The organism is Citrobacter sp. CK202 (assembly GCF_030333225.1).
GTDB lineage: Bacteria > Pseudomonadota > Gammaproteobacteria > Enterobacterales > Enterobacteriaceae > Citrobacter_B > Citrobacter_B koseri.
This window is the reverse complement of record NZ_JAOWGI010000025.1, coordinates 476,134-499,939: the sequence shown is the minus strand read 5'-3', so window position 1 is coordinate 499,939 and position 23,806 is coordinate 476,134. Positions and strand designations below refer to the sequence as shown.

General features: G+C 51.8%; 14 protein-coding genes. 7 read left to right on the top strand and 7 right to left on the bottom strand.

Annotated elements, in window-relative coordinates:
- The first annotated feature begins 5 nt into the window (after positions 1–5).
- Genes ypdF through ptsP form a run of 3 tightly spaced genes read left to right on the top strand, consistent with a single transcriptional unit; the run spans position 6 to position 4,650 of the window.
- The gene (gene ypdF / locus OGX84_RS11855; RefSeq protein WP_112001796.1) at positions 6–1,091 is read left to right on the top strand and encodes an aminopeptidase; all 1,086 of its coding nucleotides are present in this window, start codon (positions 6–8) and stop codon (positions 1,089–1,091) included.
- Positions 1,091–2,128: an aminopeptidase gene (gene ypdE / locus OGX84_RS11850; protein WP_047462219.1), complete on the top strand. Its 1,038-nt coding sequence runs from the start codon at positions 1,091–1,093 to the stop codon at positions 2,126–2,128. Before ypdF ends, ypdE begins: the two co-directional genes overlap by 1 nt.
- Before the next feature lie 26 nt (positions 2,129–2,154).
- Positions 2,155–4,650: a phosphoenolpyruvate--protein phosphotransferase gene (gene ptsP / locus OGX84_RS11845; protein ID WP_112001797.1), complete on the top strand. Its 2,496-nt coding sequence runs from the start codon at positions 2,155–2,157 to the stop codon at positions 4,648–4,650.
- A gap of 217 nt (positions 4,651–4,867) precedes the next feature.
- Here the strand turns inward: ptsP and OGX84_RS11840 are convergent, their stop codons facing one another.
- The 3 genes from OGX84_RS11840 to ypdA are packed head-to-tail and all read right to left on the bottom strand — an operon-like array spanning position 4,868 to position 8,186.
- Entirely contained in the window at positions 4,868–5,725 is an 858-nt protein-coding gene (locus OGX84_RS11840; protein ID WP_012131402.1) for an AraC family transcriptional regulator, read from the bottom strand.
- A gap of 14 nt (positions 5,726–5,739) precedes the next feature.
- Positions 5,740–6,474 carry a two-component system response regulator YpdB gene (ypdB, locus tag OGX84_RS11835; RefSeq protein WP_058667806.1) on the bottom strand — a complete coding sequence of 245 codons (735 nt, stop codon included), beginning with the start codon at positions 6,472–6,474 and terminating at the stop codon, positions 5,740–5,742.
- 14 nt (positions 6,475–6,488) lie between these two features.
- A complete protein-coding gene (gene ypdA, locus OGX84_RS11830; protein WP_096753865.1) occupies positions 6,489–8,186 on the bottom strand; it encodes a two-component system sensor histidine kinase YpdA in 1,698 nt (565 codons plus the stop codon).
- 389 nt (positions 8,187–8,575) lie between these two features.
- On the opposite strand from ypdA, the gene alaC reads away from it, so the two are divergent.
- The gene (gene alaC, locus OGX84_RS11825; RefSeq protein WP_012131405.1) at positions 8,576–9,814 is read left to right on the top strand and encodes an alanine transaminase; all 1,239 of its coding nucleotides are present in this window, start codon (positions 8,576–8,578) and stop codon (positions 9,812–9,814) included.
- A 51-nt stretch (positions 9,815–9,865) separates the two neighbouring features.
- Here the strand turns inward: alaC and ypdK are convergent, their stop codons facing one another.
- Together ypdK and lpxP are read right to left on the bottom strand one after the other, a co-directional pair.
- The gene (ypdK, locus tag OGX84_RS11820) at positions 9,866–9,937 is read right to left on the bottom strand and encodes a membrane protein YpdK (protein ID WP_010723117.1); all 72 of its coding nucleotides are present in this window, start codon (positions 9,935–9,937) and stop codon (positions 9,866–9,868) included.
- A 379-nt stretch (positions 9,938–10,316) separates the two neighbouring features.
- Positions 10,317–11,237: a kdo(2)-lipid IV(A) palmitoleoyltransferase gene (gene lpxP / locus OGX84_RS11815; RefSeq protein ID WP_012131406.1), complete on the bottom strand. Its 921-nt coding sequence runs from the start codon at positions 11,235–11,237 to the stop codon at positions 10,317–10,319.
- A gap of 918 nt (positions 11,238–12,155) precedes the next feature.
- Here lpxP and OGX84_RS11810 point away from each other — a divergent pair.
- The 3 genes from OGX84_RS11810 to OGX84_RS11800 all read left to right on the top strand — a co-directional run bounded on the left by OGX84_RS11810 (position 12,156) and on the right by OGX84_RS11800 (position 21,368).
- Positions 12,156–19,115, top strand: a complete 6,960-nt coding sequence (locus OGX84_RS11810; RefSeq protein ID WP_112001798.1) for an autotransporter outer membrane beta-barrel domain-containing protein — start codon at positions 12,156–12,158, stop codon at positions 19,113–19,115.
- A 97-nt stretch (positions 19,116–19,212) separates the two neighbouring features.
- The gene (locus tag OGX84_RS11805; protein ID WP_112001799.1) at positions 19,213–19,794 is read left to right on the top strand and encodes a LuxR C-terminal-related transcriptional regulator; all 582 of its coding nucleotides are present in this window, start codon (positions 19,213–19,215) and stop codon (positions 19,792–19,794) included.
- 62 nt (positions 19,795–19,856) lie between these two features.
- Positions 19,857–21,368 (top strand): EAL domain-containing protein, encoded by a 1,512-nt coding sequence (locus OGX84_RS11800; RefSeq protein ID WP_199971657.1) that lies wholly within the window; start codon positions 19,857–19,859, stop codon positions 21,366–21,368.
- A 241-nt stretch (positions 21,369–21,609) separates the two neighbouring features.
- Here the strand turns inward: OGX84_RS11800 and OGX84_RS11795 are convergent, their stop codons facing one another.
- A complete protein-coding gene (locus OGX84_RS11795) occupies positions 21,610–23,505 on the bottom strand; it encodes an amidohydrolase (protein ID WP_012131414.1) in 1,896 nt (631 codons plus the stop codon).
- Entirely contained in the window at positions 23,502–23,780 is a 279-nt protein-coding gene (locus OGX84_RS11790) for a XapX domain-containing protein (protein ID WP_012131415.1), read from the bottom strand. The genes OGX84_RS11795 and OGX84_RS11790 overlap by 4 nt, the downstream gene beginning before the upstream one ends.
- Positions 23,781–23,806 lie beyond the last annotated feature (26 nt).

Here is a 23,806-nt window from a genome sequence, read left to right as displayed (position 1 = left end):
ACATCATGACGTTACGTGCATCGCTTCGCCAGTGGCTGGTGGAACAACGCCTGGATGCGGTATTGATTTCATCCCGGCAGAACAAGCAACCGCATTTGGGGATTTCCTGCAGCGCCGGATTTGTTTTTATCACGCATAAAAGCGCGCATCTGCTGGTGGATGGCCGTTATTACGCTGACGTTGAAGCGCGTGCGCATGGCGATCAACTGCATCTGTTGGCCGGGTCGCAGACGCTGACTTCCATTGTGAACCAGATAATCGACGACGAGCAATTGCAGGTCATTGGTTTTGAAGGCGCGCAGGTGAGTTGGGATTGCGCGCAACGCTGGCAGGAAAGGCTGCGGGCGAAGCTGGTGAGCGCGTCGCCGGACGCGCTGCGACAGATCAAAACGGCACAGGAAATAGCGTTGATACGCGAGGCCTGCCGGATTGCCGATTGCAGCGCGGAGCATATCCGCCGTTTTATTCGCCCCGGTCTTCGCGAACGGGAAATTGCCGCGGAGCTGGAGTGGTTTATGCGCCAGCAGGGGGCGGAAAAAGCCTCTTTTGACACCATCGTCGCCAGCGGCTGGCGTGGGGCGTTACCCCACGGTAAAGCCAGCGAAAAAATCGTCGCGGCGGGTGAATTTATTACCCTGGATTTTGGGGCGCAATATCAGGGGTATTGTTCGGATATGACGCGAACATTCCTCGTGAGCGGGCAGGATGCGCCCGTCGCATCTCATCCGCTGTTCGCCGTTTACCAGACGGTTCTTGATGCGCAGCAGGCGGCGATTGCCGCCATTCGTCCGGGCGTGTGCTGCCAGGCGGTGGATGCTGCGGCTCGTCGGGTGATTGAGGCGGCGGGCTATGGCGATTATTTTGGCCACAACACCGGGCACGCTATCGGCATTGAGGTGCATGAAGCGCCGCGCTTTTCACCAACGGATACCACCCGACTTGCCGCAGGCATGTTGCTGACCGTAGAGCCGGGCATTTACCTGCCGGGGCAGGGCGGCGTGCGTATTGAAGATGTCGTACTGGTCACGGAAGACGGCGCGGAAGTGCTCTACACGATGCCGAAAACAGTATTGCTCACGGGAGAAGCATAATGGATTTATCGCTGTTAAAAGCCCTGAGCGAGGCGGATGCCATTGCCTCCTCAGAGCAGGAAGTGCGCCAGATCTTACTGGAGGAAGCGGATCGTCTGCACAAAGAGGTGCGCTTTGACGGGCTGGGATCGGTGCTGATCCGTCTTAATGAGTCCGATGGGCCGAAAGTGATGATCTGCGCGCACATGGATGAGGTGGGGTTTATTGTGCGCAGTATCTCGTCGGAAGGGGCGATCGATGTGTTGCCGGTCGGCAACGTGCGTATGGCGGCCCGCCAGCTCCAGCCCGTGCGTATTACCACGCGGGAAGACAGTAAAATTCCCGGTTTGCTGGATGGCGAGCGTAATGGAAATGAGGTTGGCGCCTTGCGGGTCGATATTGGCGCACGCTCATATGATGAGGTGATCCAGGCGGGCGTTCGACCTGGCGATCGCGTCACTTTTGACTCTGCGTTTCAGGTGCTGCCACACCAGCGGGTAATGGGGAAAGCGTTTGATGACCGACTGGGGTGCTACTTGTTGATCATGCTGCTGCGTGAATGGCATGACGCAGCGCTGCCCGCCGAGGTCTGGCTGGTAGCCAGCTCCAGCGAAGAGGTCGGGTTACGCGGCGGGCAAACGGCCGCTCGCGCGGTTGCTCCCGATATCGCTATCGTGCTGGACACCGCCTGCTGGGCGAAAAACTTTGATTATGGCGCGGCGAATCATCGGCAGATCGGTAAAGGGCCGATGCTGGTGCTTGCCGATAAGTCGCTCATCGCGCCGCCCAAACTGACCGCCTGGGTTGAAAGCGTCGCCAGTGACTCCGGTCTGCCGCTGCAACTGGATATGTTCAGTAATGGAGGGACGGATGGCGGAGCGGTGCATTTGACCGGGACGGGAACCCCGACGGTGGTTATTGGGCCCGCCACGCGTCACGGGCATTGCGCCGCGTCCATTGCGGATTGCCGCGACATTATCCACACGCAGCAACTTTTATCGGCACTTATTACCCGTCTTACGCGTGAGACCGTCGTTCATCTTACGGATTTCAGATGAGCGTCTTGCGTTAATCAGGAGTTGTTATGTTAACGATTCAATTTCTCTGCCCGTTGCCAAATGGCCTGCATGCGCGTCCGGCGTGGGAACTAAAAGAGCAGTGTAGCCAGTGGCAAAGCGAGGTGACGTTTATTAACCATCGCCAGAATGCGCGCGCGGACGCGAAAAGCTCGCTGGCGCTGATCGGCACCGGAACGCTGTTTAACGACAGTTGCAGTCTGAACATTAGCGGCAGTGATGAAGAGCAGGCCAGGCGTTCTCTGGAGACCTATCTCCAGCACCGGTTTATCGACAGTGACAGCGTTCAGCCGACCTCTGCGGAACTGGCGGCGCATCCGCTGCCGCGCTCGCTGGTTCGACTGAATCCCGATTTACTGTATGGCGCGGTATTGGCTAACGGCGTCGGCGCTGGCGCGCTCACGTTGTGGCAAAACGACAATCTGGAGGCGTATCGCGCAATTCCGGCCAGCGCGGAAGACAGCACCCGGCTTGAACATAGCCTGGCGACGCTGGCGGAGCAGCTTAATCAACAGCTTCGCGAACGTGACGGTGAAAGTAAAACGATCCTTAGCGCCCATCTGTCGCTGATCCAGGATGACGAGTTTGCGGGGAACATTCGCCGCCTGATGGACGAGCAGCACAAGGGGCTGGGCGCGGCGATTATCGCCAATATGGAGCAGGTGTGCGACAAGCTGTCGTCCTCCGCAAGCGACTACTTACGCGAGCGGGTAAGCGATATTCGTGATATTAGCGAACAGTTGCTGCATATCACCTGGCCGGAACGACGCCCGCGTAATACGTTGATTCTTGAACAGCCGACCATTCTGGTGGCGGAAGATCTGACGCCAAGCCAGTTCCTGAGCCTCGATTTGCAGCACCTGTCCGGCATGATTCTGGAGAAAACCGGCAGAACGTCGCACACGCTGATTCTGGCGCGCGCATCCGCGATTCCGGTGCTCAGTGGGCTGCCCCTGGACGCGCTCAGTCGCTACGCCGGGCAACCTGCGGTGCTGGATGCCCAGTGCGGCGTGCTGGCGATTAACCCGAACGCCGCCGTCTGCGGCTATTACGCCATTGCGCAGCAACTGGCGGATAAGCGTCAACAGCAACAGGCGAGAGAAGCGTCTTTGCCTGCTTTTTCCCGGGATAATCAGCGTCTTGATATCGCCGCCAATATTGGTACGGCGCTGGAAGCGCCGGGCGCGTTTGCCAATGGCGCGGAAGGCATCGGTCTGTTCCGCACCGAAATGTTGTTCATGGATCGCGACAGCGCCCCTGACGAACAGGAACAGTTTGAGGCCTACCAGCAGGTACTGCTTGCGGCGGGAGAGAAGCCGGTTATTTTTCGCACGATGGACATTGGCGGCGATAAAAATATTCGCTATCTCAATATCCCGCAGGAAGAGAACCCTTTCCTCGGCTATCGCGCCGTGCGTATTTATCCTGAGTTTGCCGGGCTGTTTCGCACGCAGCTTCGCGCTATTTTGCGTGCGGCAACTTTTGGTCAGGCGCAACTGATGATCCCGATGGTGCACAGTCTCGATCAGATCCTGTGGGTTAAAAGCGAGCTGCAAAAAGCGATCGTGGAACTCAAAAGAGATGGGCTGCGCCATGCTGCAACGATCCCGCTGGGGATTATGGTGGAAGTTCCGTCGGTCTGTTACATCATCGACCACTTCTGCGATGAGGTGGATTTCTTTAGCATCGGCTCGAACGATATGACCCAGTATCTGTATGCCGTCGATCGTAATAATCCGCGTGTCTCGCCGCTGTATAACCCGATTACGCCGTCATTTCTGCGCATGTTGCAGCAGATTGTCCGCACGGCGCATCAGCACGGAAAATGGGTGGGGATTTGCGGCGAGCTGGGCGGTGAAAGCCGATATTTACCGTTACTGCTGGGGCTGGAACTGGATGAATTAAGCATGAGCAGCCCGCGAATCCCTGGCGTGAAAAGCCAGCTGCGGCAGATGGACAGCCAGGCGTGCCGGGCGCTTGCGGCGCAGGCCTGTGAGTGTCGTAGCGCAGAGGAGATTGAAACGCTGTTGAATCAGTTTGCGCCGCAAAAAGACGTGCGTCCGCTGCTGGCGCTGGAAAATATCTTTGTGGGCGAGTCATTGAGCAACAAAGAGCAGGTGATCCAGTTTCTTTGCGGCAATCTCGGCGTAAACGGGCGTACTGAGCATCCGTTTGAGCTGGAAGAGGATGTCTGGCAACGCGAGGAGATTGTCACGACTGCTGTCGGTTTTGGCGTGGCGATCCCGCATACCAAATCACAGTGGATACGCCATTCCAGCATCAGCATTGCGCGGCTGGCGCGCCCTGTTGACTGGCAGTCGGAGATGGGCGAGGTTGAGCTGGTGATTATGTTGACGCTGGGCGCTGATGAAGGGATTAACCATGTGAAAGTCTTTTCGCAGCTGGCGCGTAAGCTGGTGAATAAAAACTTCCGTCAGTCGCTGTTCGCCGCTCAGGATGCCGAAAGTCTTCTGGCGCTGCTGGAGGCGGAACTGACGTTTTGAATCTGAGTGTCTGAGTGAATGCCCGGTGGCGCTTCGCTTACCGGGCCTACGTGTACGCCAATTATTCGTTTTACGTGTACACCGCATCCGGCGGTTATGCCCGGTTATCCGTTTTACATGTAGGCCGGATAAGGCGTTTACGCCGCCATTCGGCGGTTATGCCCGGTTATTTGTTTTACATGTAGGCCGGATAAGGCGTTACGCCGCCATCCGGCGGTTAACCCTGAAAACGCGCGCTGTACTCTCCCGGCGTCAGGCCAAACTGCCGACGAAACAGGCGGCAAAAATAGTCGCTGTCGTGATATCCGCAACGTTCCGCCACCTCGCTAATCGACAGATGGTACTTCTGCAAAATGATGCGCGCCTTCGCCATTCGCACCCAGCGAACATACTCGACAAAACTCATGGTGCCGTGCTGGGTGAACAGTTTTGATAAGTGATTCGGCGTGATATTGAAAAACTGCGCCACGCTTTCCCGCGTCAGCGGCCGGGCGTAGTTGTCCTGCACCCAGTTGCACATACTGTGATAGAGAAATTCCGAGCGCGGGCGGCGTGAGTCCGGGCGAGTATTGACCACGCTACGGCACAGATGCAGCAGGCTGAGAACCAGAGGCTGAATAATATCCTGCGCCTGAGGCGAGCGGCTCAGGTGGGTCAGAGCCGTGAGCATGGCTTCCCCTTCGCCGCGCTGCTGGTGCGCTAACTCAATGCGTCGCACCGGGCGTAACAGAGAAGCGGTACGGTTATCGTAAAACGATAATCCTAACCAGGCCGGGGCAAACACCAGACTTAACAGCATCACCGGTTTATCGCTACCGGGCAGGTTTGCCGCCCTGGCGGGGATAAACAGCATCTCCCCCTCCGTCAGGGCGTGCTGTTTTTTTTCGAGCAGGTTACCGTATTCTCCGCGCAATACGATGTCGAGACGCGGTAAATCAATACACAGGCTGCCTGTGGGGAGAGCGGTATGTTGCGTGGCAAACCAGACGCGTCCCAGCCGCTGCGGATTTAACACCAGGCCGCTGAACAGATCGGCAAAAAACTGTTGGTCTGCGGGCAAGCCTGGCTCTTTCATCACTTAATCCTGCGTCATAAATGCATTAACTGCCTGAACTCTTTCACTTTACTCCGACTGACCGGGATTTCAAATTCCAGATCTTTGAGCCGCAGGATGTACGTGTTGTTAAACCAGGGTTCGATTTCGCGGATCTTGTTTAAATTCACACAAAACGAGCGGTGGCAGCGAAAGAAATGCGACGCTGGCAGTTTGCTGCAAAACTCGGTGATATTCATCGGCATGACATACGACTCCCGTCGCGTGTAGACAAACGTCATCTTTTCATGCGCTTCCGCGTAATAGATATCGTTGATCGGCGTGACGATAATGCGCTCATCTTTAATCAGATTAATGGTGTCGTTTTCACGGGCGACAGGGCTGCCGGGAACGGCGACGGCCTGCTGCTGTTGCCAGGCGGCCTCCAGCTTTTGTAGCATCCCCACGATGCGTGATTCCTGGTACGGCTTCAGTATGTAGTCAAATGCTTCCAGTTCAAACGCCTCTACCGCGTGCTCTTTCCATGCGGTAATAAACACAATAAACGGCTTATGGGCGAACTGGCTGATGTTTTGCGCCAGCAGTACGCCATCCAGCGAGGGAATATTGATGTCCAGAAAAATGGCGTCAACGCGGTTATGCTGTAGAAATTTGAGCACGTCCAGACCGTCGTCAAACGTACCGACAATCTCCATCTGGCTATGCTCTTTTATCAGCCAGCTTAATTCTTGCTGGGCCAGGAATTCATCTTCAACGATGATGACTTTCACTACTCATCTCCGGGTTAAAGCAATAACGTTGCCGGTGCGGCGGCAGGGGAGCGCTGATTGGGTACATAAAAGGCGATTTCGGTGCCCGGTTCCAGACGGCGGATGTGCAGCCCTTCACCGTATAACAGCTTAACGCGATGATGGACATTCAGCAGGCCGATTTTATTTCCCGGCATTTCATTCGCCTCCACCCGCTCAATTACTTTAGGATCAATACCGTGGCCGGTATCCCTGACGGTGATTCGCACACGATTGCCGCATTCGGCGACGCTGATGGTCACTACGCCTTTTCCTTTACAGGGCTGAATGCCGTGGACGATTGCATTCTCTACCAGCGGCTGAATAAGCAGGCTGGGAATGTAGCAGTTCACCTCTTCATCAATATCATAAATGACGGTCAGCTTGTCGCCAAAACGAGCCTGCTCAATGGCGATGTAGTCCTTGATTTGATACAGCTCCTTTTTGATATCAATTTGCTCATCATCTTTTAATTCAATGTTATAGCGAAGATAGCGTGACAGATTAAAAATGAGCTGGCGTGCGGTGTCCGGGTTGAGCCGAATGGATGACGAAATGGCGTTCAGCGCATTAAACAGGAAATGGGGATTAATTTTACTTTGCAGCGCTCGCAGCTCTGCCTTATTTGCCATTTCCCGCAGTTGCTCCGCGCGGGACACTTCCAGTTGGGTGGAGATAATCTGCGACAGGCCGATCGCCATCTCTTGCAGGGAAGAGGTGATCTGATGCGCGTGGCAGTAGTAGATTTTTAGCGTCCCGGTCACTACGCCCTTTTCCCATAATGGGATGACCAGCATTGAGTGTATTTCCGGCGTGCGGTGCGCTTCATCATTGTTTTTAATGATGATTTTCCCGTAATTGATGGCCTGTTGCGTGGTCGGGCTGACAAAATCATCGTTATTGCGGTAGTTGGTTTCCCCCACGCCGACATAGGCCAGAACGTGTTCGGTATTAGTGATTGCTACCGCGTCGGCATGGATATCATGACGGATGATTTCGCACACCTGGCGGAGTGATTCGCTGTTGACCTGGCGAAAGAGCGGCAACGTTTTGTTGGCGATATCCAGCGCCAGCTTGGCCTGCCGCGCGGCGCTGGCCTCTTTCTCGCCCTCCACGCTTTGAACCAGCAGCACGATAAAACCGATACATACGCTGCCGAGGATCATCGGGATACCGATTTTGGACACGATATCTACGCCCAGCGCGATGGTCGGCGCCCAGACAATGACCAGAATCATGGTCAAGGTTTCACAAAGCATCCCGCCCAAAATACCCACGCGCCAGTGCTGTGCTTTTGGGATTTTCCGGTTTATCCAGCCCGCGATACATCCCGCCAGAATACTGGTGATAAAACACGGTACGGCAGTGACCCCGCCAATATCGATAAGGTAGCGGTGAATACCGGCGATCACACCCGTAATGATCCCGACCCACGGGCCAAACAAAATGCCCCCGGACATCACGGCGATGATGCGAACATTCACCAGCGAGCCTTCGACCGGTACGCCGGACCAGGTGCTGAACAGGGCGAACATCGAGAAAATCGCGGTAACGGCGAGCAGCTCTTTCGGGGAGTGCGCTGACTTATGCAACAGTTCGCGAAACAGGCGGATACGGATGAGGAAAAACAGACAGAACAGCATTAGCGCTGCCCGGTCAAATACCGCCAGCAGCATGTTGAATATTTCGTGCACGGGTGACTCTTGTGACTGGGTTAAACCACTATGATAGGTAACCCGCACCCATATGACCAGCCCGCTGATGCGGCGCTGTTAATGAGGAAAAACCATAATATTAAAAGGGGATTGATCTTTTGTTAGAGAAATGACAAGACCTCACCAGGATGAGGAACGCCTTAAGGTAATTTTATTGATATCAAAATGTTAATTAATTGATGGTTGTTATGGGCGGTATTTTGCTGAGTATTCCCGTTTTCTTTTTAGTATTCCCCTTTTAAGCCGATGAAAAATATTTTCGTTTGCCTCTCGACAGGAGGATTTTTTTCAGGCTATTTTCTAAGCATGCCACGGTCGTGGCAGCGTCGCTCGGACGGTCCGGGCGCTAACGTGAATCTGAGGATACTATGGCTGATACCCGCCCTGAACGTCGCTTTACGCGTATTGATCGTCTCCCTCCCTACGTTTTTAACATTACCGCTGAGCTGAAGATGGCTGCGCGTCGGCGCGGCGAAGATATTATTGACTTCAGCATGGGGAACCCGGATGGGGCAACGCCTCCTCATATCGTCGAGAAACTCTGTACGGTGGCTCAACGCCCGGATACGCATGGTTACTCGACCTCACGCGGGATCCCGCGTTTACGCCGGGCGATCTCCCGCTGGTATCAGGAACGTTACGATGTGGATATCGATCCAGAAACGGAAGCGATCGTCACTATTGGTTCGAAAGAAGGGTTAGCGCACCTGATGCTGGCAACCCTTGATCATGGCGATACCGTGCTGGTGCCGAACCCCAGTTATCCCATCCATATTTATGGCGCCGTCATCGCTGGCGCGCAGGTACGTTCGGTTCCGCTGGTGGAAGGCGTGGATTTCTTCAACGAGCTGGAACGTGCGATCCGTGAAAGCTACCCGAAACCGAAGATGATGATTCTTGGTTTCCCCTCCAACCCGACGGCACAGTGCGTTGAGTTAGAATTCTTCGAAAAAGTGGTTGCGCTGGCCAAACGCTACGACGTGCTGGTGGTCCACGATCTGGCCTATGCCGATATCGTATATGACGGCTGGAAAGCGCCGTCAATTATGCAGGTGCCGGGTGCGCGCGACGTGGCGGTGGAGTTTTTCACCCTGTCGAAAAGTTACAACATGGCGGGCTGGCGCATTGGCTTTATGGTGGGCAACCAGACGTTAGTCAGTGCGCTGTCGCGGATTAAGAGCTACCACGATTACGGAACCTTCACGCCGTTACAGGTGGCGGCGATTGCCGCGCTGGAAGGCGATCAACAGTGCGTGCGTGATATCGCTGAGCAGTATAAACGTCGCCGCGACGTACTGGTGAAAGGCTTGCATGAAGCCGGATGGATGGTCGAAATGCCAAAAGCCTCGATGTATGTCTGGGCAAAAATACCGGAGCAGTACGCGGCAATGGGGTCGCTGGAATTTGCGAAAAAGCTGCTCAACGACGCCAAAGTGTGCGTGTCGCCGGGGATCGGTTTCGGCGACTACGGCGACACCCATGTGCGTTTCGCGCTGATAGAAAACCGGGATCGTATACGTCAGGCGATCAGAGGTATTAAGACCATGTTCCGCGCAGACGGCCTGCTGCCTGCGGGGGCGAAATCGGTAACAGAAGGTACCGAGTAGAAAAGCAAACAGGAGCCATCTGGCTCCTGTTTTTTGCTGCATCTTTTCAATTTAGATCATCAGGGCAAAAGTACCGGCCCAAACGATGACCATAAATGAAATGCCCATAAAGAAATATTTCACGTTTCATCTCTCCGCGTCGCTTTAAGCACGCCTAAATGAACTTAAATTTACCTGTGTATAGAGAGCTGGTGCCCGCCAGAATGAGATTGAGAATGTTCTCCGTCTTTCTTGTGGCATCACCTCAGAATTCTGTGCGTTATCGCTCCAGACGGCGCTAATGTACGCCTAAAAATGAGGCGAGACAAGAGGCATTTTTTTATTTACTTTTAGTAACTTACAACTGTCGTGATTCGGCGACAGTTTAATTTCTGACGGTAATAAATTGCTATTCAGCGACGCTATTGCTGTTCAGAAAAAGTCACATAAAAACCAGGTGGTTAACAGGGATATTGAGGTGAAAAGATAGCGCCGGGCAATAAAAAAGGCCTTGCGGCCTTTTTTAAACATACAACGATGCTTCCCCTAAAGGGCGCGTTTTGAAACGACGATGGATCCAGAGATATTGCTCAGGTGCGCGCATAATCTCTTTCTCAATAATCTTGTTCATATAGGCTGCCGCCTGGTTCTCTTCTTCCGGGTAGCCTTCCATTTCTGGCGTGATATACAGACGATAACCTGAGTTATCACCTTTTCTGATCATGGTGACGGTCAGCATCGCTGCGCCGGAAAGGCGGGATAACACATAGGTGCCGTTAGTCGTTGCGACGTCTTTGACCGCGAAGAAGGGAGCAAATGAACTGCCTTTACGGCCGTAATCCTGATCCGGGGCGAACCATACGGCTTCACCTTTTTTCAGCGCGCCGACGATGCCGCGCAGATTGTTGCGCCCAATCATCGCTTTATTTGAACGCATGCGACCCCGCGTCTGAACCCACTCCATCAGCGAGTTATTGTGCGGGCGGTATGTCGCCATCATCGGCTGGCACAGCCCCATGACCCGACCGCCTAATTCCAGCGACATAAAGTGGACGCCTACGACCATCACACCGCGTTTTTGCGCTTGCGCCTGTGTGAGGTTATCCAGACCGTCCACATCAAACCATTTACGTACCCGCTTATCAGGCCAGAACCACGCCATACCCGTTTCAATAAGTGCCATACCGAGGGAGTGGAAGTTCTCCACTATCATCTTTTCCCTTTCTTCCGGCGTCAGATTGGGGAAGCAAAGCTCAAGATTCTTACGGGCGATGGATTCGCGACGTTTCAGAAAGGGACGGGCAAGTCTGCCGGTTCGCGTACCCAGGAAGCGTAAAACGGGGTAGGGAAGCAGCACCAGTAACCAGAGTACAGTAAGACCAAACCAGGTAAGCCAGTAGCGCGGGTGCAGTAGCGCACGAGAAAATTTGCATTGTGGGAACATAAATACCCTCTGTTGATACGAACAATATGTATCGCAGAAGATTCATTGTCCGCAGCGGTACACTCACGATAGTTAGGCCATCATGTACGACAATGGTTCCTGTAAAGAGTGTAAAGCTTAGTCAGGACAAAACCACGAGGGGCATGAATGCTTGGACAACTAATGTACCACCGGGGGATTAATATCAGCCAGAAATTATTAATTAAGATGCGTAAATATTTTTTGATGGGGGTGGTTTTGTTATTAATTTATTGTTTTTAAATGGTTTTTTATGTGTGTGCACATGTTCGTTTTCCCTGAAAAGCCGCTTCTGGCCGGTAAGCCTGTCAGAGTCTGACGCTTCTGAATGTGATAACAATTGCTTTAAATATTCTCATTGATGGAAGCATTTAATTAAATGAGTTAACAAAGGATATTTTAAATCAAAAAACAGCGATTTTAAGAATAATCTTAACTAAATAAAAACATGTTTTATATCAATTAGATAACAAATTAAGACATTAAATAATCGATGTTCAGATTACCCCATCAAATAAATCTTTTCCACCTTAAAAAAACAATAATAAACATAAAAAATATAAGTCAGGTAATTAATTATACCTATATAAATCATGTGGTTAAAAAGGAAATATCGGTTTTTTCTATGATTTTTATTTTCCTGCATTGATCGCTATGAACGATCATCATTTGAATTTTAATAGTTAGCGCCTATCAAAATTAACTATACGATCGTTGTAATCGATCAATGTTTGTTGCTTGTGATAAACTCGCCACGTTCTGAGAAGTATTGGTTGTTTAACGATTTGGATTTCTTGTCTGGCAAGAAATCGATATTTGCTAGTCGATGCGTTGGGGCGAATGGTGTCTTTTTAATGTTTTGCCACGTATCAATGCGGCGTTTTGAATAATGGTAAAATTATGAATAAAGTGTTTAAAGTCATCTGGAACTCCAGGCTGAATATATTTGTCGTGGCATCTGAATTAGCGCGTGGTTATTGTAAAAGCACGGCCGGGAGCACCAGTTTTGGCAGTCTTTTAAAATACCCATTAATGAGTGCGCTGGCTGTTTCGATTTCGTGTATTTTAACGACTGGCACATTCGCCGCCGATTTACAGGTTTATGATTTCTCTCCTCAGGATCCGTTTGAAGAGATTATTTCTGGTTCCACGCATTTGACAGGCGGTTTTTCTGGAATACAGCGAGGAGAAACAGGATATACCTGGACAACGCTTGGTCAGGCCAGAGAGGATGGGTTAATTACTGGCGATTCCGGGCAATGGGTGGATAAAGATATCTTCCGTATGGGCTCGCAGACCAAATCTATAAATTACACCGACCCCGTTACCGGTAGCACGGTAACGATGAAAGTTTATGATAACAATGATATGCAGACCGAAGCGGCCAAAGATTTCCGGGTTGTCGTTTCTCAACCCGTCGGAAAAGATGGTCAGTATGTCGATCGTAATTTGTATCAGGTTGGGGCGGGCGCTTCTCTTGATGTCGATGTCGGTCAGAAAACGGGGAATTGGGTCGGTGCTGCGGATAACCAGTTCAACGTTATCATGAAAAGTTCGGTAAATACGCAAAACTTATCGTCTGCTTATCATGTCACTAATGGCGGCAGCCTTAACTACCAGTCTAAAACAGTCGTTCAACTGGGGAATAGTGATAACAATATAAAAGACGCCAGCAATGCACTGGCATGGATGACGGCGGCTGATTTTGTTGGTGAGTTTGACAGCGTTATTGGTAAGCAGAATATTACCAACATTGATGAGTTCAAGGCGTATAACGATGCGTTGATTCAGGCGCTCCAGGATGGGCAAATTCAGCTAACGGAGGCGCAATATGCTGATGAACTGAATAAAGCCAGGGATACCTCACTGCACGGGATCTTCGCTGATACGGGGAGTATTGCGGCTGATGATGCCATCAGAGCCTTTGTTAACAGGGATGCGGTATCCTATATTCATGGCGTGGGCAGCGGCACCAATGTGGTTATCGATAAGGATGCCAACATTCAGTTAGTGGGATCGGATGCTACGGTTGTTAACCTGGAAAATGGCGCCAGACTGACAAACAACGGCACCCTTGGTACCGCAGGTAATACTTATCGCGGCGCTTATATCATTGCTGCGAGAAATACGTCTTTTGTTGATAACAACGGCGTTATTGATGCGGGCACGAACCCCGAAATGGCGGATTTTTTCTCAAGTGGGGCGGCGGGCGTAGCGCAAGGTGCGCATACTGCCATTCTGGCTAATGGTTCCTCTGTAATTAATAACAACAGCAGCGGCGTGATAAATGTTGCGGCCAGAGGTAACTATTATGGTAATACCGGCGTGTTGATGAGCGGTAATGCCACGCTTAATAATGATGGTGCTATTAATATTGCAGCGAGTAATGAGGCGAACAGTATATTAGGTAATGGTGCCAATATCGGCGTCGTTACCCAACAAAACACCACCTTTAATAACCGGGGCACATTGTATATTGGTCGCCTGGCGCAGCGTGCACCTGATGATGCAAACACGGATATCGCGATCAAGCAGCAGTCAATTGGGGTTCATCTGTACGGTAATGGTACTTATAACGGTTCCGATACTTCACAGATTATTATTGGCAGTAAAGTCCAGAATGCGACAGCGATTGATGTTGGCGGGAATGCAACTCTCGATCAAAAAGGGAGCATTAATATCAATGGTGCTGTAACCGGGGAGTCCGTTTCTTCGAATATTGGTATTATTGCACGCGCAGGAACCCAGGCCGCTAAAGTCGTTCATGATGGCATCATTAATCTGAACGGCCTGAACAGTACCGGGATACAGGTGCTGGAAAATGGTCAGATAACCAGTTCGGGCACGATTAATATTAATGGTGGACTGGACCCAGTAACCCACTATGCCAACTATGGTATTTACGTCCAGGGTGAAAAGGCGCTGGCAATATTGTCTGGCACCGTAAATTTAAGTGGCGATGGCGCTATTGGGGTTCATGCGCGTGATAAAGGTGAAATTGATGTTACCGAGAATGGTACTGTCAATTTCAAAGATGGCGTTAATCAGACGGGCTATTATATTTTTGGCGCGGGTTCTACTATCAAAAACGCGGCCTCCAGCGTTCAGGACGCGTCAACCCAGAATGCCACGCTGTACCGCGTTGACGGAGGCGCCAGCTTCTATGGTTCTGCCGATAGCTCAGCGCAGCTAAACGCTTCTGGTGATGGCGCAACGATTATTCGGACAACCGGTGCTGGTAGCCACTTTGATTCCGGTAAACTTGCTCTTAGCGTCACGGGGACAGGAGCGACGGGCATCCGAATTGAAGGAGGCGCGACGGGCGAAATTACCTCGGATGCGGTTATTGTCAGGGTGGCCGGGAAAGATACCACTGCCGGCATTGTTGATGGTAACTATTACAACCTTGATGGCTCCGTTAATGATGCGCAAAAAGGTGACTCCGTATTAACCAGTTATGCGGTGCTGGAGACAGCAAACACGGCAGACGGCGCATTTGGCTACATCGCCAGAAATGGCGGCCGTCTGATCCATGAAGGCTCGATTAATTTCACGGCTGACAACAGTACCGGGATACTGGTGGATGGCGGGATCCTGGAAAACCATTCTGATGTCACTGTGAATGGCGTGGCGGTTAATATTCAGGGCGCTAACTCAGAGGTGACCAACAGTGGCGTGGTGACCGCAACGGATGGCCAGGCTGCCTATCTGGTTGGGAACAACGCCACGCTGGCGCTGAATGGTAACGGTGAAACCCGGGCGGCGGGCACCGCTCACGGGATCTTACTGGATACTGGCGCGAAAGGCCTGACGGTTGATGGTGCGACTATCACAATGGATAGCGCTGGTAGCGGCAACGCAATTGAAAACAAAGCCGCGATTAGCGGTATTCAGTTGAAAAATACCACGATTAATGTCGGTAATGGCGTGGGTGTTCACACCGGCGCATCGATGGCGCAAACCAACTCCGGCACGATCAATATTAATGGCAGCGGTACAGGGATACTGTTTGAGAACGTGGCTGATGGCTCTGACACCGATCAGACGCTGGATATGTCTGACTCCAGAGATCTGGTGATCAATGTGAACGGTGCTCAGGGGAACGGGATTATTACCCGAGCATCCACCGACCTGAAAACCGGTGCCAGCGTTAACGTCCTGGACAGTGACGGGAAATCAGCGCTGGTTGTCCAGGGGACGACGAAGAATGTAGAGCAATCCGGCAAACTGATCTCGGTGTCTGACAAGGCGGCGGTGGTCGATTTGAATAACGGCGTACTTGAGAGCTTTATCAATAAAGGCGATATCCTGGCGCTGGATGCCAGCCACACTGCGCTGGAAATGAACAGTGGTAACGGGATTACCTTCACCAATGCCAGTGGGGCAAATATTGTCGGTCAGGTGAATCTGCTTAATGGCGACAATACGGTGATCCTTGAATCAGGAAGCACTGCGACTGACATTACCAGCGGCAGCGGCAAAGATAACTTCATTCTGAAGAATATCAGCGAGAATGAAAGCGGCTCATTGTTCACGTCATTAAATGGCGGCAGCGGCGACGACACATTACAGCTTGAGAATTCGTCATACACTTTAACCCGTGCTGATGCCATTAACGGCATGGAGCATATTGCGCTGGCGAATAATTCTGTTTTTACCCTCGACAACGTTGCACTGGGGCTGGGTGACGACGAACTTGATGGCGCGGGAACCGGATACACCATTGACGGTTCCAGCCAGCTTAGTATTAAGAATACGGCGGATGTGACTTTTAAAAGCCATCTTGCCGGGACGGGAGTTGTTGCCGTTGATACGGCGAATAACCACTTCAACTTTGATGCTAATAATGCCGCAGATGGTTTTGCCGGTACGCTGGCGCTTACTAACAGCCGTTTTGAACTTGACGGTCTGAATACTCAGGCGCTTAGCAACGCTACGCTGCAAGCTGGAAATGGCAGCATTACCCATGTCGGCAGCGGCGAGCAGAATATCGGCGGTCTGGATTTCAAAGGGGGGACCGTACAGTTTGACGGCGTAACTCCGGGTAACCCAACGGCTTTAGGAACGATTCACGCTGGCGCGATGGATCTCTCTGGTCGCGGTACGGTTCAGGTTGACAGCGGAACGGTCAGTAACGATCGTCCTCAGGCTGATACGCATCGTCCAATACTGGAACAGGATGACGCGCAGGCATTGATTAAACTGGCGACCTCTGACACCGCCGTTCAGGGGGGCGCCGGTAACCTGGTGCTGAAAGATAAAGACGGTAATGTGATCAGCGATAGCATCACTGCCGATATCGCCCAGAATGGCGTGGTGGTGGCGAAAGGAACGTATGACTATCGTCTGACCGGCGGTGACAGTGATGACGGACTTTATGTCAGCTATGGCCTGACCCAGGTCGATTTGTTGGGTAAAGACGCCGATGCGCTTATCCTTGATGCGAACGGGAAAAGTGGCAACGCGGCTGACCTGAGCGCCAGAGTGACCGGTAGCGGCGATCTGGCGTTTGACAGCCAGAAAGGCCAGACGGTGACGCTGTCGAATATGGACAATGATTACAGCGGCGTCACCGATGTGCGCAGCGGTAATCTGGCGATGCTGAACGATAACGTGCTGGGAAATACCCGCGAGCTGAAACTGGCTGGCGATACCGGGTTTGATATGCGCGGTCATTCACAAACCATCGGCAAGCTCACGGCTGAAAGCGGCTCTCTGACCGATTTGAACGGCGGTCATCTGACGTTGACAAACGGTGGTGAAGCGTCTGGCGTACTGACGGGCGACGGGGAGCTCACCGTTGCAGGCGGAACCCTGAATGTCTCCGGGGCGAATACGGGGCTGAAGGCGACGACCACGATTGCTCAGGGCGCGACGGCGGTGCTGGATAATACGCTGGGGCTGGGAACCGGAGATATTGTTGCCGCCGGACTGCTTAATCTGAGCAACGCCACGGGCGTGCTGTACAACAGCATCAGCGATGCCGGGAAAGTCGCACTGGATGCCAGTGATGTGGTGCTTGCTGGCAACAATAGCCATTTTGCCGGGACCTTCGACATCGACAACGACTCCACGCTGACGGCCTCTTCCGCGCAGCAGTTAGGCACCTCCGCGATTCAGAATGCCGGTAAGTTTGTGCTGAACACTCACGAAAACTGGTCGCTGGAGAACGGTGTTACAGGTAGCGGGAGCGTGGTGAAGAATGGCAGCGGCAACGTCACGCTTAGCGACAGCGCCCAGTGGACCGGCGCGACGGATATCAATGCCGGTGGTCTGACTCTGGGCAGCGCGGATAACGCGTTCACGCTGGCCAGTCATCAGGTCAATATCGGGAAAGACGGGCGCTTATCCGGGTTTGGCGGCGTAGCCGGAAATATGGCTAACCAGGGCACGCTATTGATTGGCGATGACGTCAGCGCGGCTCGCAGAGCGGTTTCTTCACCTGTCAGCTTTACCGTAGGCGGCAATCTGACGAACAGCGGCGATATCTGGACCGGAAGCAAAGGTAAAGATGCCGGTAATCAGCTTGTGGTAAACGGGAACTATCAGGGAGATGGCGGTCATCTTCATCTGAATACCGCGTTGAATGATGATAATTCCGTCACGGATAAACTGATTGTTAAAGGAAACACCTCTGGCACAACCGGCGTCAGCGTGACGAATGCTGGCGGTTCTGGCGCGCAGACGATCAATGGCATTGAAGTGATTCATGTTGATGGTCAGTCCGACGGTGAGTTTACGCAGGACGGCAGGATTGTGGCCGGGGCGTATGATTATTCACTGGCCCGTGGTCAGGGCGACAACAACGGTAACTGGTATTTAACCAGCCATAAGACAGATCCAAATCCGGGGCCGGGCCCGAAACCTGAACCCGATATCCGTCCTGAACCGGGCTCCTGGACAGCTAACCTGGCGGCAGCCAATACGCTGTTTGTTACGCGGCTTCACGATCGTCTTGGCGAAACGCAGTACATTGACGCGCTGACGGGCGAGAAGAAAGTCACCAGCATGTGGATGCGTCAGGCGGGCGGGCATAATGCCTGGCGGGACAGCTCCGGTCAGCTTAAAACCCAGAGTAACCGCTATGTGATGCAGGTAGGGGGTGATGTTGCCCGCTGGAGCGGCGACGGACTGGATCGCTGGCACCTTGGCGTCATGGCCGGATATGGACACAACAGCAGCAACACGCGCTCCTCATCGACAGGGTATCGCTCTGACGGTTCCGTGAACGGCTACAGCGCCGGGGTGTATGCAACGTGGTATGCCAATGATGAAACGCATCAGGGCGCTTATCTGGATTCATGGGCACAGTACAGCTGGTTTAATAACAGCGTCAAAGGCCAGGATATTCAGAGCGAATCGTACAAATCCAAAGGGATCACCGGGTCGCTGGAGCTGGGGTACACCCACAAGCTGGGTGAATTTGCAGGAAGTAAGGGTTCTAAAAATGAATGGTTTATCCAGCCGCAGGCGCAGGCCATTTGGATGGGCGTCGAAGCTGACGATCATCGTGAATCGAATGGCACACGTATCAGCGGTGAAGGGGACGGCAACGTTCAGACCCGACTGGGCGTACGTACTTTCCTGAAAGGCCACAGCGCGATTGATGAAGGCAAAGCGCGCGAGTTCCAGCCGTTCGTGGAAGTGAACTGGCTCCACAATATGCGCGATTTCGGCACAAAAATGGATGGTGTCAGCATCCGGCAGGAAGGCGCGCGTAATCTGGGTGAAATAAAAACGGGCGTTGAGGGGCAAATTAATCAACAACTCAATGTCTGGGGGAATGTCGGCGTCCAGCTGGGCGATAAAGGATACAATGACACCTCAGCAATGGTAGGGATTAAATATAACTTTAAATAGCAGAAAGGGGGCGTCGTGCCCCCTTTTTCTGTCGTGAGTTCTCATCTTTATAACATTAAAAAACAATTTTCTTCAGGAAGAATAGAGTGAGGGATGAATGATTGTAATCTCAGAAAATAGTTTTTTCCATCTTGGGGTTAGCGCATTAGTAGAAAGAATGGCATTGAATACCACCCGTAATTTGATTGTGTTTGATACAGGGCGCGATTGTCTCTATATGCTTGATACTGAAGAGGCAAAGATGCCTTTTTTCCATGAACCGATTTTGATTTTTTCACATTGTCGGCGTATTTATCTCACCGAGAAAAACAGAAAATTCAAAATCGAAACGCTGCTATCAAAAGCGAAATCTCATCCCGCTGTCAGACGGAATCGAGAAGTATTAACCGTAAGTGAGTTACGCGTCATAAAAAAAGTTTGTCAGGGGATCAGTCAACGACGAATTGCAGAACAGTTCAAGGTCAGCGAAAAGACGATCAGTAATCAAAAAATGAACGCCTTGCGAAAGCTGAGCATCAATAAAACAACAAAGTTTTTCGTTGAGTATCTGGCCTGGCTGAGATTGTGGCATGAGTATGTTGAGTATAAAAACAATCAAATGCGAAAACCGGTTAAACTCTCTGTCATCACGCCTGAAACCTTTACAAAAAGGCGGAGTGAGGTTTTAATAGAGGTTTAATCTACGTAAGCCAGGATGACAATGAGTCTTGCTTATATTTAAAGGGACTTTTACAGAACTCAATGAAACAACATGCTGGGGGATTGGTGGGAAACAAGCTAGTTTTTGTGATCGTATTCTTAACCATCACTATAACCGGCATGGTGACTTTTTGGCTGGGTGCGTCCAGCCGGGTAGATAATGACAAAAGAGCATTAATCCAGCGCGTAGATTCGCTGCTGTTTGAAGCGAAACAGATATCAGATTCGTTGACCGCGCATTTAACAGAACGCTGCTCAGATGAAACGGTGCGTATGCTGACGAAACAGATACACCGTTATCCGCATATTGGGGGCATTTTCCTGTTGCAGGATTCGCAGGTATATTGCTCATCCGGGATGGCAAAACCTGAACTCAGCAATTTAACCGCAGGGGAGAACGGTAATCGGCTATTTTTAGTTGATGAAACGCCGGCATTTCGCGGGGAGCCTGTATTAGCCTACGTTACTGTGAGAGGAAATAACGCAATAGTGGTGACGATCAGTACCTACTGGTTTAAGTCGCTGCTTGCAGACAGTCGTTTACTTGTTAACGTGAATGGAAATATTCTCTCCGATGATAAGTTAATCAGTACAAACAGTATTGATTTTCAAAACTCCGCCTGGCAACAATCTAATATGTTTGATTATCAGGTAATGGAATACCCGGAACATACGGGCATTGCTTCTGTTCTTAACTTTATTTTTATTCTCTTTTTATCCGCAGCGATTGCCGTCCCTGCCGCTTTTCTGTTTAACTATACGCTACAACGAATCGCGATGTCCCGGTATATACAACTTCGCCGGGGGCTGCGCAAACAGCAGTTCGTTCCTTATTACGAACCCGTCATGAATTGTGCTTCCGGGGCGTTATATGGCGCAGAAGTGGTCATGCGATGGAAGAAGGGGAACGATACATCCGTTATTAATGAAGAGATTATCTCTCTGGCAAATAAAACCGGGATGATATCTCCATTAGTTAACTTCATTTTACGACAGGTGGAAAAAGATATACTCTCTTTACGCCTCAGACTGCCGAGAACATTCTACATTAATTTCCGACTTAGTGAATCGATGATCGCTATGCCAGAACTTATTGATTCGTTTGTTGAGTTTCAAAAACGCTTGCCCAGCGATGTAAAACTGACGCTGGAATTTCCTGAGGTTGTTTATCGTGATACAACGCTTGAGTTTGATTCAGTTCTCAGGAGGTTACGTGTCGAAGGCATTAAAATTAAAATGAGCTCCTTATTTTTAGAACGTTTAAATGCTGACCGTAATTTATACCTTCCGGTTGATGCTGTCAGAATTGAAAAGTCAGTTACCAGATTAATTTCGGACTCCAAAGAACCTGTCGCGAGTGTTGATGATATTATTCGTTCGGCAGTAAATAAAAACTATACGATTATCGCGGATGGTATTGAAAATGATCAGCAGTACCACTATTTATCACTGCGCGGTGTTGTTTTACAACAGGGGAATTACTGGTCAATGCCATTGTCCAGTTTTCATTTAATGCAGTATATTATTCAGAGCGACAAAGTATTACTGTGTTAATTTCTGATAATAATTCGAAAGTTATCGATATATCATGCGCATATTACCCGGAGTAAGTGGCGGGTACAGTTCACGACTGTCACGAATGATCCACCACGGATTACCGCCATTGTTGAATGTTTTTTTACTCGTCAGCCGTCTTTTTCTGCACGTCCAGCCAGCCAACGGCATACCGCCGCCCCGATAAGGGGGCGAACGGCATGCGTCAGACGTTGTGAAAATGTCATGTCAGGTTCCACGGTCAGACAGCCCAGCAGGAGCAGCCAAGCGCGCCAAAGAACCCTTTCAGATCCGATACCGGCAGGCTGGATGTCCATGCGCCAGCATGATCGTGCCCGTGCAGGCCGCAGCCGTGAGAGCAACCGCAGGAGGCCATCGCCATTTGTCGTACGGCAAGCGAGTTTTTCCCCGCGCCTTCTGGCTCTCCCCATGCGGCGTAGCCTTTGAAGGTGCGCGTCGGCGACCAGTCTGGCATCGCGGGTGGGACAGGATTGTCATCCAGGGATTCGAAAGGACCCGCCCCCCAGACGATTTTTCCGCCCACCATCGTTAACTCTGAAGACAGGAAGGAGATCTCATCCTCGGCGCAGGCAAAAAAGTCTTTGTCCGGCACAATGAGATCAGCGAACTGACCGGCCTGAATACGACCTTTTTTACCTTCTTCATTGGAGAACCAGGTGACGTTCTCCGTCCACATTCGGAGCGCTGTTTCCCGATCCAGACAGTTACGACGCGGATAAAGCTGCATGCCTCCCACGGTTTTCCCGGTGATCATCCAGGCGAGAGAAACCCACGGGTTATAGGATGCTACGCGGGTGGCATCCGTACCGGCGGACACTTTCACCCCTTTTTCCAGCATACGGGCAATAGGTGGCGTGGCTTCCGCAGCGCCGGCACCGTAACGCTCAACGAAATATTCACCCTGATATGCCATACGGTGCTGAACCGCAATACCGCCGCCTAACGCCGCGATACGATCGATTGAACGCTCAGAAATTGTTTCGGCGTGGTCGAAGAACCAGTTAATCCCTTCAAGCGGGATATCCTGATTGACCTTCTCAAAAACATCGAGGGCGCGAGAAATGGTCTCGTCATAGGTGGCATGCAGACGCCAGGGCCAGCGGTTTTCCGCCAGAATGCGAACAACTTCTTCCAGCTCGCCTTCCATTTCCGGCGGCATATCCGGTCGCGGCTGGCGGAAGTCTTCGAAATCCGCCGCTGAAAATACCAGCATTTCACCGGCGCCGTTATGGCGGAAGTAGTCGTTACCCTGTTTGTAGGTGACGGAGCGGGTCCAGTTGAGAAAATCCTCTTTCTCTTCCTGGGGTTTCTGCGTGAAGAGGTTATAGGCCAGGCGCACGGTCATCAGATTTTCATCTGCAAGTTTCTGAATAACGGCGTAGTCATCGGGGTAATTCTGGAATCCGCCACCGGCGTCGATGACACCGGTTACGCCCAGACGATTCAGCTCACGCATGAAATGGCGGGTGGAGTTAACCTGGTAGTCAAACGGCAGTTTGGGGCCTTTGGCCAGCGTGGCATAAAGGATGCCTGCGTTGGGGCGTGCCAGTAATAATCCGGTAGGATTGCCTTTCGCATCGCGGGTTATCTCGCCTCCGGGTGGTTCCGGCGTCTCTTTTGTATACCCGACGGCACGCAAAGCCGCGGCGTTCAGGAGCGCGCGGTCATAGAGATGCAGCAGAAACACCGGGGTGTCCGGCGCAATGGCGTTGATCTCTTCGATGGTTGGCAGACGCTTTTCCACAAACTGATGTTCAGTAAAACCGCCAACCACGCGAACCCACTGCGGTGCCGGGGTGATGGCCACCTGCCGACGCAACATATCCATCGCGTCAGCCAGCGAACGTACGCCATCCCAGCGAAGCTCCATATTGTAATTAAGCCCGCCGCGTACTACGTGCGTGTGGTTATCAATCAGCCCGGGTAATACCCGTTTGCCTTTCAGGTCGACGACTTTGGTTGCCGGACCTGCGAAGGCCATAATTTCAGCGTCGCCGCCAACCGCGAGAAACTTCCCGTCTTTGACTGCGACGGCGCTGGCGGTTGGGTTGCTTTTATCGAGAGTGGTAAACAGACCATGATGCAGAATAACGTCTGCGACAACATGTTGTGTCATGAGCGTTTCTCCTCTGAGGAATGACTGTCTTCAGCTGCCTGGCGGCCGGGGAGCTGCCCGAAGATATGGCTGATGGCATGTGTTTTGGTACAGGCCGAAGAAAAGGCTGTGCCGGACAGAAGTTGTTTGCCTACCGGAATAACTTGTTCGCCGACCAGCATTCCCAGCAAGCCAAGGAGGGCTATCAGCGGTGGGGCGGGGGAGCGGACATTCAGCAAACTGTAAATAATGCCGACAAGAAGTCCGGCACCCAGAGAAAGGATATACATTTTCATGCGGACCTCATCAGGACAGGCGCAAT